The 9803-nt window shown below is 67.3% G+C and carries 9 protein-coding genes; 4 read left to right on the forward strand and 5 right to left on the reverse strand.

Features of this window, described 5'->3' with window-relative positions:
- A partial coding sequence (locus AC1D1T_RS26070; protein ID WP_477992773.1) for a sulfatase-like hydrolase/transferase occupies positions 1-1455 on the reverse strand: 1455 nt, incomplete at its 3' end.
- Positions 1456-1661: 206 nt separating this feature from the next.
- Positions 1662-2642, reverse strand: a complete 981-nt coding sequence (locus tag AC1D1T_RS26075; protein ID WP_477828257.1) for an MBL fold metallo-hydrolase — start codon at positions 2640-2642, stop codon at positions 1662-1664.
- 88 nt (positions 2643-2730) lie between these two features.
- On the opposite strand from AC1D1T_RS26075, the gene AC1D1T_RS26080 reads away from it, so the two are divergent.
- The 4 genes from AC1D1T_RS26080 to AC1D1T_RS26095 all read left to right on the forward strand — a co-directional run bounded on the left by AC1D1T_RS26080 (position 2731) and on the right by AC1D1T_RS26095 (position 6869).
- Entirely contained in the window at positions 2731-3681 is a 951-nt protein-coding gene (locus AC1D1T_RS26080; protein WP_477992774.1) for a LysR family transcriptional regulator, read from the forward strand.
- Positions 3682-3718: 37 nt separating this feature from the next.
- Positions 3719-5068 carry a TolB family protein gene (locus tag AC1D1T_RS26085; protein ID WP_477829241.1) on the forward strand — a complete coding sequence of 450 codons (1350 nt, stop codon included), beginning with the start codon at positions 3719-3721 and terminating at the stop codon, positions 5066-5068.
- Between the two features lie 200 nt (positions 5069-5268).
- Positions 5269-5745 (forward strand): hypothetical protein, encoded by a 477-nt coding sequence (locus AC1D1T_RS26090; protein ID WP_477829755.1) that lies wholly within the window; start codon positions 5269-5271, stop codon positions 5743-5745.
- A gap of 119 nt (positions 5746-5864) precedes the next feature.
- Complete coding sequence (locus AC1D1T_RS26095) at positions 5865-6869, forward strand: phage tail tip lysozyme (protein WP_477992775.1); 1005 nt, start codon at positions 5865-5867, stop codon at positions 6867-6869.
- A 630-nt stretch (positions 6870-7499) separates the two neighbouring features.
- Here AC1D1T_RS26095 and AC1D1T_RS26100 read toward each other — a convergent pair.
- The 3 genes from AC1D1T_RS26100 to AC1D1T_RS26110 form a co-directional block, all read right to left on the reverse strand.
- Positions 7500-8816 (reverse strand): type II toxin-antitoxin system HipA family toxin, encoded by a 1317-nt coding sequence (locus AC1D1T_RS26100; RefSeq protein WP_477992776.1) that lies wholly within the window; start codon positions 8814-8816, stop codon positions 7500-7502.
- A complete protein-coding gene (locus AC1D1T_RS26105) occupies positions 8722-8991 on the reverse strand; it encodes a helix-turn-helix domain-containing protein (RefSeq protein WP_477826759.1) in 270 nt (89 codons plus the stop codon). The genes AC1D1T_RS26100 and AC1D1T_RS26105 overlap by 95 nt, the downstream gene beginning before the upstream one ends.
- A gap of 188 nt (positions 8992-9179) precedes the next feature.
- The coding region (locus AC1D1T_RS26110) for a dihydrofolate reductase family protein (RefSeq protein WP_477992777.1) at positions 9180-9803 on the reverse strand (624 nt) is incomplete at its 5' end.

Below are 9803 nucleotides of genomic sequence, written 5' to 3' on the forward strand. Positions count from 1 at the left end.
CCTTTGCGCATTGCCAAGAACCGCTTCGCGCGTGAGTTTCAGCTCGCGTTCGAACTCCCGGCTGCGCCACACGTAGTCGGCGACGCTGCGGGCTTCGTCTGCGGACGTGAACTCCCTCGCTGCTTCGGMGCGAAGCTCGGCCGGCACCCGGTCCATCTCGACGCCATGCTCCGCGTGGTTGAAGATCGTGAGCGCGAACAGGAACACCGGTTGATCGCGCTGGCGCTGGCTCGCCAGCACACGCCGGGCGGCTTCATGCACCAGCGCATCCGGCGTGCCCCAGGCCTCGGGCAGGCCCAGCTCGGCGGCGTCGAGGAATTCGTCGAAGCCGTAGCCGGCGTACGCGATGCGGCCGTTCATCATGCCGCCGCGCGTCGGGTACAGCGCGACGGTGCGATAGCCGGCCGCCTTCAGCGAGCGCACGAAGGAGCGGTGGACGTGCGGCGCCACGCTGAACGATGCGAACTCGCCTGCGGGCCCGAACGCGTCGTGGGGAACACCGGTCGCGAACGCGAACTCCGACAGCCAGGTGCTGCCGCCGAAGACATGCACCTGCAGCGGCCCGTGCGCGATCGTGCTGCTGGCGGCGGCGAAGGCATCCATGCCGCACAGCGATGCGGAGCAGCCGGCCAGGGTCGCCGGATTGAATTGGCTCTCCTGCAGGAAGACGACGATGTCGGCTGGCCTGGGATGAGGCTCGGCGGAGAGCAGCTTGAGACTCTCGCGCTGGAACGCCGTGGTGTCGGCGGTCTCCACGCCCCACCGGGGGTCGAGGGAAGCCGTCGCGAAGAAGCCGAGGGCCGGCCGTTCGTCCAGGCCTGCGCCGACGAACCAGGCGCCTGCGGCTTTCAGGTTCGACACCTCTTTTGCGACGAGGACGCCGCTGTAGGTGACGAGGAGCGCGGCCAGCGCCCCAGCGATGGCCGGAGCCGACCGGCCCGGTTGGTGGCCCGGAGGGTTCCAGCGCCAGGCCATGACGCAGCCCAAGATCGCCAGGGCCACGGCGGCTCCGGCGTACACCACCAGCGTCGGCTGGGTTCCCAGCACGCCGACGTTGTCTGCGAACTGCCGGAAGAAGAACCGAACGTCTTGCCACGTCAGCGGTGTGCCGGCGAACTGCTGCTTGAGGCGGATGGCCACCAGCAGCAACGCGGCCACCGTGCTCCCGGCCACGGYCGCGAAGCGTGGCCGCTGCGTGAGCAGGTAGACCACCAAGCAAGCCACCAGCAAGGCGTGCGAGCCGACTTCAGGATCAACCCAGCGACCGGCGAGCGGCGGCAGGGCCAGCACGACGGCATCGGCAAGCCGCCGCCGGCCGATGAAGGCCACCAGCGCGGAGGCGGCGGACAGCGCGAACGGCGTGGCCACGAAGCGCCAGGAATCGGGCGTGAGGAAGTAGCCGCCGCATGCCACGAGCAGCAGGGCGCTGACGGCCAGTTGCGTGTTGCGATGCATGGAAAGGAGTCGGTGCGGCAGATCGGGGGGAGGGCAGTTTCGCACGCGACGCGGGCCAGCGAAAAACCCCGAGCTTGAACAGCACGCGCCGACCTCCGTGGTCAGTGATTCGACGATCTTGTACGCCCCGCCGTTCGCCATCGCGCGTTCCCTTGGGAGCCCGGCGGTCGCTTCGTCAACTGCGCAGGCCAGCACCATTTCATGGTTCACTTCGCCTCGTAGTGGTCGTTCACGTAGGTCATGGGGATCCACCGGTAGCCTGTGCCATCGCGGTGCAGATGGCCGACGCCGGGGAACGAGATGTGGTCGGCCGCGACCCAGTACCGGCCCTTGACCGCGTCGGCGAACGCCTTCTTGCGCGTCGCTGCGGCGGCCTTGGGATCGACGTCGAAGACGATCGTCACGCCCGGGTCGGGCATCTGAACTTCCGCCACGTGAACCAGGTCGCCCCAGAACACCAGCTTCTCGCCCTTGCTCTCGAGCGCGTAGAACGTGTGGCCCGGTGTGTGGCCCGGAGCGGGGATGGAACGGATGCCGGCGAACAGCTCGGTCGCGCCGGAGAACGTCTTCACCTTGCCGGCATCGACATAGGGTTGCACCTTGGCCGAAGCCTCGTCGAAGTACTTCTTCGTCGCCTCCGGCGCCCGGGCGCGATTCTCGGGATTCAGCCAGTACGCGACCTCCTTCTGCTCGATGTGGACCGTGGCGTTGGGAAACACGATGCGCTTGCCATCCATCAAGCCACCGGTGTGGTCGGTGTGGATATGCGTGATCAGGATGTCGGTGATCTGCTCCGGGGTGACGCCCACCGCCTTGAGACTGGCCTCGAGCTTGTTCAACGTCGGGCCGTACAGCTCGCCGGTGCCGGCGTCCATCAGGATCAGGCGGTCGCCGGCCCGGATCATGTAGGCGTTGACCGAGGCATCGACCTCGGTCGTCTGATACGTGTCCGCCAGGCGCGACGCCACCTGGCCGGGCTGGGCGTTGGTCAGCAGCTTCAGCGCCGGGATCGGCAGCGTGCCGTCGGAGAGCGCCGCGATCTCGAAGCCGCCGAGCTTGAAGTGGTAGTAGCCGGCTTGAAAACGGCTCACCTTGGCCGCAGGCGCCTCGGCCGCGAATGAGACCGGGGCGACCAAGCTGGTGGCGATAGAGGCGGCCAGGAAGGCCGCAGGGAATGTGCGTTTCATCGTGAGGTTCCTGCTAAGCGGTGAAAGGCACTATAGTTATCTCCATATGGTTGATAAAGATTGAGATAGCGATTTCACAATCAACTATATGGAAACAATGATCGACAACCTGGTCGAACTGTCGATCTTCGACAAGGTCGCCAGTGCTGGCAGTCTCACGGGGGCCGCGAACGAGCTGGGCCTGTCTCTGGCAGTGGTCAGCAAGCGCTTGGCCGCCCTCGAGGCGCGCATGGGCGTTCGCCTGCTCAACCGGACCACGCGGCGGCAATCAATGACGCAGGAAGGCGAACGCYTCCACCTGCATTGCGTGCGCATCCTTGCGGAGGTGCAGCAGGCCGAGGCGGTGATGCAGCACAGCCGCACCGACATCAACGGACACCTGCGGGTGACGGCACCGCGCATGCTGGGCACGCGCTATCTCGCAGCGCTGGCGGCGCAGTTCCAGGCCATGCATCCGGCGTTGAGGATCGAGCTCGTCTTGAGCGACGACGTCGTGGATCTCGTGGAGCAAGGCATTGACCTGGCGCTGCGCTTCGGGGTGCTCGATGACTCGACGATGACGGCACGCCATATCGCCGACAGCGAGCTCGTCCTGTGCGCCGCGCCGGACTACCTGCGGCGCTTCGGTTCTCCCGACACGCCTGCTGCGCTCTCAGCGCACAACTGCATCCTCTACGGCACGCGAAGCACGCGGCACTGGCTCTTCCAGCACGAAGGCAAACCGGTCTCGGCCGAGGTGAACGCGACCTTCCTGTGCAATGACGGCAACGCGGCCAAAGCGCTCGCGCTCGCCGGCGGCGGGATTTTTCTCAAGTCAATATGGGATGTGGGCTCGGAGCTGAAGGATGGAACGCTGGTGCGCGTGCTGGGGCGATATAGCATCCCCAGCGCGCCGCTCCATGTCGTGTACCCGCATGCATTGCATTTGGCCCCGCGAGTACGCCACTTTGCCGACTACGCTCTCAAGAGCCTTCGCGGCGAATGGGAGCTGCTTGCCGACAAGGCCGCCGCGGGGGATCGCTCTCCGAATGAGGTTTGATCCTGAATACGGCCCCTCCCAGCACGCTCCACACCTCATGCAAAACCGTCTCCTTGTGACCAGCCTGCTGCTCGCGCTGAGCGCGTCGGCCCACGCCGCCGAACTTCTCGTCGAGCCTGTCCAGGCGGGCCCCGCCGACCCGAGCCTGCAAAGCTACAACCTGCAGGAGCAGCGCGAGCTGCGCGTGTTCGCACGCTCGGCTGCCGGGTTCAAGCGTTCGCAGATCTTCTGGCAGCGCCGCGTCAACGGCGAGTGGTCGGACCCGCAGGTGCTGCCTTTCAGCGACCCGCGCTGGCGAGACTCCGACCCGCACCTGAGCGGCGATGGCAAGACGCTGACCTTCGTCTCCGACCGCCCCCTCGAGGGCGAGAAGGCGCTGGGACAGCTGGACATCCATGAGTCCCGCTGGACGGACGGCCAATGGAGTGCACCGCAGCGCTTGGCCGAGGCCGTGCAGGGCCCCGGCTTCGAGCTCGGGCCGGAGCGCTATGGCGAGCGCCTCTACTTCGGCTCCGACCGCCCCGGCGGGCCGGGCCGGCTGGCTGTCTACCAGAGCGAGCGTCTGGCCGATGGCACGCACAGCGTGCCGGTCGCGCTTCAGGCACCGATCAATGTGGGACTGTCCAACAGCGACTTCACGCTGTCACCGGATGGCCGCTACGCTCTGTGGTGGAGCGACCGCAGCGAGACCCAGGCCAGGCAGGACGGCGACCTGTTCCTGGCGGAGCGGGTCGGTGCCGGGTTCGGCCCGGCGATACGCCTGCCAGCACCGGTCAACAGCCCGAGCTTCGAGTTCACGCCCTCGGTCAGCAGCGATGGTCAGTGGCTGATATTCGCCTCCACCCGCCCGGGCCGGCATGCTGCGGGTCTGTCGCAGCTCTACCGCGTCAGCTGGCCGGCGCTGCTGGCCGAGCTGGGCTCGCGGGCCGAGACCCAAAGCCAGGCCCAGCTGGAGCAGCGCATCGGCGACCTGTGGCGCACCTTCAACAGCAAGGCCGGCGGCGCGCCCGACGCCGAGCTGCTGCGCCCGCTGCTGCATCCGCAAACGCGGATCTGGGGCCAGCGCCTGCGCGATGCCAGCCTCGACGTGCGCAGCTGGTCAGGCACCGAGTTCCTGGCCACGTTGAAAGAGCCGGCGCCCAAGGCGGTGTTCGAATGCGAGGTCCATCGCGAGCTGCGCCGCCATGGTGCCCATGCCCAGGTCTACAGCGTGGTCGAGACCCGTTACGACAGCGCCGAAGGGCCTGCCGCTTTCACCGGCGTCAACAGCAGCCAGTGGCAGCTGGGCTCGCAGGGCTGGCAGCTGCTGTCCCTGCACTACGCGACGGAGCTGCCGGGGCAGGCGCCCGCATCGCGCACGCGGCGCAGCGGCGACTGCCTGGGCTGAGCTCAGCCCAGGCGGGCTATCCAGGCACTCGATCTGGCCGAGAGTTCCCAAAGCAGATCTGCCCCATTCAGCCGCGAGGATGGCGGAGCGACTACCAGCTGCCATCGGTCCACCTCCTCAGATCTGAGGATGGCGATCTCTCCAGCTTCTGTCATCGTGTCCAGACACGCCCGGAATGAACCGGCGACAAGGAGGATGCCATGACCCACGATACCACCGTCGCCGCGCTCGAAGCGGCTGGTCTCCACGCCGAACGCGGTGCGCTCTTGAAGCGCGAATACGAGCGTCAAGGGGCGACGTACAAGGACAGCCCGGCCGGCTGGCACGCGCTGAATGACATCGAGACCTTGATCGGCCTCGGCGGCACCTACCAGTGGTACGAAGACGGTGTGCTGCGCCAGATGACCTTGACCTTCGATCTCGGCAAGGAAGGCATCCAGGGCACCTATGCGCTGGTGAGCAACGACAGCAAGGAGTCCGGCACCTTCAACAGCACGCCCAACAACCCCGCCATCGGATGGGCCTACATCCTTCTCCAGCCGACGGGCGGTGCGCCGCGGCCATTGATTTTCTCCGGGATGCTGACCGACGCAGATTGGAAGGTCCTCGTGGCCTTGCTCAACGAGGTGGGCCAGAGCGGACCGATCGAGCCGCCGTTCCCGATCGTTCGGGCCTAGTTGCCGCAGGGGCTTCGCACTGCCGCACGGCGTTTCGCACCGGCCGCCCTCGTGAGGGACATGACGGGCCGAGCATGGCGGACACCACAACACCGCTGGCCAGCCTGAAGGAGATCCCCGTGAGCGTAGGCGTCATGTCGCCGATGTCCCACTTCGGACCCATGGGTCACTACGGCTCGATGGGCCACATGGGATCCCCGGGCGCCACGCATGCCGGTGGCTGCCACCCGGTCGACGAGTCGGCCGACGTGCAATTGAGCACCGAGCTGCCGAGCGAGGATCCCTCGGTCGAAGGCGCCTGCGGTGCCGAAGGCCAGGACGGCGAGATGGACCCGAACGCCACCACGATGAACCCGCAGCTGCTGGAGATGCTGGCGTACATGATGATGCAGTTCATGGCGGCCTTCCAGCAGAGTCCCTCGTCGGACGGAGGCGGTGGAGGAGGGGGTGGCGGCGGCGTCTCGGGCCTGGGTGGCGGCGGTGGCGGAGGGTGGGGCGGCGGCGAGGCCGTGGCAGCCGCACCGGTGGAAGGCACGAACCCCGGCGCGCAGGCGATGCCGCAGCCCGAGCAAGGCCCCGTCGCGGTGACCGAGGCGCCGGCGGCCCAGCCGGCCACCAGCGGCGGCGATGCCGGTTCGCTGAGCGGCGCGGCCCAGACCCAGCCGCTGCAGCCGGGCGAGAGCCTGCAGGTCGCGCAGCAGTGGAAGGACAACCTGAAGAAGGACTTCGGCCTCAACGACGCCCAGGCCGCTGGCATCGTCGGCAACCTGTGGCACGAGAGCGGCGGCATGAATTCCGGCATCACGCAGGGCGGCGGCATCGGCGGGCCGAACGGCAACATGGCCGACGACAACGGCAACGGCTATGGCATCGCCCAGTGGGGCGGGGTGCGCAAGCAGGGCCTGATCGATTTCGCCAAGGCCAACAAGCTCGACCCGTCGAGCCAGGCCGCCAACTACGGCTACCTGAAGCAGGAGCTGCAGGGCGAGTACAAGGGCGCGATCGACGCGGTGAAGGGCACGAACGACGTGGCCGGCGCCACCGCGGCCTTCTGCAACAGTTTCGAGAAGCCGAGCGATCCGCAGATGGCGTCGCGGGTGGAGTACGCGATGAAGCTGGGCTGAGCGAGCATCAGTCCTCGAGGTGCGGCTGTCGCCGGACAACGCCCTGCACGACCGCACCATCGTCCCCAGCCGCGGTTGCGCCACGGTGCCGTCCATTGGTTCGCCCACCTCGCCCGTCGCGTCCTGCAGGTGATCGGCCCACAGCCAGCGGCCGACGTAGTCGCCGCTGCAGAAGGCGTTCAGCTGGCGCAGTGGCGACCCGACCGTGAGCAGCTGGATGTCGGGCAGCGGGTTCCCGGGCGCCGAGATCCATGGCTTCGACGGGCCGTCGGGCAGGTTCCCCTCCGGGTCGGTGCGCAAGAAGCGCAGCAGGTCCGCGGTGATGACGGTCCCCTGGGGCCGAGCAAGACGAGCGAAGCCACGCCGCGGTCGTACGCGATCGTCATCAGCGCCCCGAAGAGGCACATCGCGAGCCATGCCTGGCGCCTTTCGCCATGGCACGCAAGGTCACCGCCTCGGTGCCACAGGCTTGCGCGGGGCGGTGGATGTCCGACAGCAGCGACCGCCGCAGGGATTTCCACAGCCCGCGGTCGATCGACGAGGGCGACGCAGAGGCCCGGCCGGTGGCGGCCGGCCGCGGCTCCAATGGCGCCACGGGCAGTCGCTTGGGTACAGGGCCAGACGATGACCCTAGGCCGCGTACTGCAGGCCCGTCTCCCAGGCCGGCTCCATCGCCTGCAGAAGTGATGCGGGCACGCGCGCATCTTGCCGCGCATCCTGCAGCGTCTGCCGCATGGCCTGCGCGATGCGCTCGAGCACCTGGGCGGGTTGGCTGACGCCGCAGACGCGCCGCCCGAAATCGTGCAGCTCTTCGACGGTGGGATAGGCCTTGCTGCCGTGCTTGCCGGCGAAGAGCTTGAGCGCGAGTGTTCTGTCTTCCAGCTCGGGGCCACCTGCGTACCGCGTGTAGCGGTAGATGGACGTCGTCACCACGTCGAACAGCGGAGCCAGCCACGCCTGGGTCTCGCTGCGGTAGAGCACGCCGAAGTTCTTCAGGTGGGCGTCGCCGTTGCGCACCATGACGCACAAGGCCACCTGCTCGAAGAAGCGATGCAGGTTGTCGCTGTGCAATTGCATCTGGCGAAGCAGCTCGGCCACGCGCTGGTAGCTGCCCTGGTACTTGCGGTCGGACAACACGTCGCGCACGCGCAGCCCTGCGAGCGCGGCGATGTCCTCGAAGCCGAGGCGCTCGATGCGGCCGTCGTCGTGCGCGACGATGTCGAATCGATCGAGTATCAGCATCTGCCCATCGTCGGAGAGCGAGAACTCGGGCACCTGAATGCCAGCGCGCCGGGCCGTGGAGAGGCAGAGGAACTCGTTGGCCGCGAGACCCGGATACCCCGGACCGGCCGCCTTGACGATGAGCGAGGGCACCGGCACGGTGGGCCGCGCGGGCACCATGATCTTGGGCTGCATGCCTGCGATGCCGGCGCCGGTGCTCAGGTAGGCTGCCACGAGCTCGCCGAACACCTCGGGCGTGTACGGGGTGCTGAGCAGTTCTGCCTTGCTGATGACGCGAGGCGCGGCCACTGCGGGGGCGCCGGGCAGGTGGTAGCCCAGGCGGCCGATGCCGTTGCGGCCGGCCAGCGCCAGCAGGTGCATGGGCGTCATCGGCTGCTTGGGAAACAGCTCGCGGATGCGCATGAACAGGTCGCCCTCGGGCAGGTTCTGGTCCATGGGTGCGAACAGGTCGCTGTCTTGCCAGGTCAGTTTCCGCTTCGGCGGCATGAGCAGGGCCACCGACGCTTGCTCCGGGTCGGGCGCGAGATAGCGGAACTCATAGGCGGATGCCTTGAGCAGTTGCCCCGCATGGGGCGCGCCGCCGATGTCGACTTCGAGTGCGCGGATCTTTTCAGGGAGCATCGTCGTCGTCCTGGAAGCGGCGTGAGACTTCATCCGCGGTGGGCAGCCCCACCCGCTCCAGCCGCAGTGCGAGGCCCAGCGCACCCAGCACGGCCATCAAGGACGACACGGTGGTGTCTTCGCCGGCCTCAAGCCGGTAGATGACTTCGCGGACTTTTCCTGCCTTCTCGGCCAGCGCGGATTTGCTCAGGCCGAGTGTTTTCCGGTGCTCGCCCAGTGCGCGGCCCAACTCATCCGGAAGGCGAATTCTGTCAGTCATGACTTGCAATTATAGGGAGAAGTAGCAATATTGTAAGTTATGACTTTCAGTATTCCTCGGCCCTATGGATTCGATGCGTCGGTCACGACGTGGGCGGACCGCCTGTGGCCGGTGGCGGGCTGACGATGATCGCGTGGGCTCTGTCGCAGGCGCGCACGGAGAGCAGGAGCAGCTCGTCGCCACCCCGCTCAGCGACGAACGCGATAGCGGATGTGCGTGGCATCCGGTGTGTCGATCACCCGAACGATCTCCAGCTCGATCCGCGAAGGCAACAGCTCGAACAACCGACGGCCGCCACCGAACAGCACTGGGATCTGATGGATCTGCAGCTCGTCCAGCACACCGGCCTCGAGTGCCCGTTGTGCTGTGTACGCGCCGAGCATCAGCACGTTCAGGTTGCCGGCGGCGGCCTTCGCCTGAGCCATCGCGCTCTCGATTCCGTCGCGCACATACCTCACCAACGGATAGTTCGCGACAGATGGGCCGGGCGGCCGGTGGCTGGGCACGAAGRTCGGGACACCGTGGTTGTCACCGCCCCAGTGATCGATTTGCTCCACGGTACGCCGACCCGCCACTATCGAACCCGGCGTGTTCCACTCGTCCCACAATTCTCCGACGGCCCCAGACGGCCGGGAGAAGTCCCCGTACCACTCGTGCAGCCGGTCGAAGGCATCGCCTCCAGGATTGCCGACCTCGTCGTTCGGACCGGCGATATATCCGTCGAGCGACATTGACATGAACAGTACCGATGCAGACATCTGAGTCTCCTGTGCTCTCGAAAGAATGGTGCTGTATCTGTGCGACGAAGGAGG

Source organism: Rhizobacter sp. P2_H3, assembly GCF_056403355.1.

Bases quoted from the DNA above. Each gene is read 5' to 3' on its own strand.
- AC1D1T_RS26085 (WP_477829241.1), top strand. From the start codon at position 3,719: ATGCAAAACCGTCTCCTTGTGACCAGCCTGCTGCTCGCGCTGAGCGCG.
- AC1D1T_RS26075 (WP_477828257.1), bottom strand. From the start codon at position 2,642: ATGAAACGCACATTCCCTGCGGCCTTCCTGGCCGCCTCTATCGCCACC.
- AC1D1T_RS26105 (WP_477826759.1), bottom strand. From the start codon at position 8,991: ATGACTGACAGAATTCGCCTTCCGGATGAGTTGGGCCGCGCACTGGGC.
- AC1D1T_RS26090 (WP_477829755.1), top strand. From the start codon at position 5,269: ATGACCCACGATACCACCGTCGCCGCGCTCGAAGCGGCTGGTCTCCAC.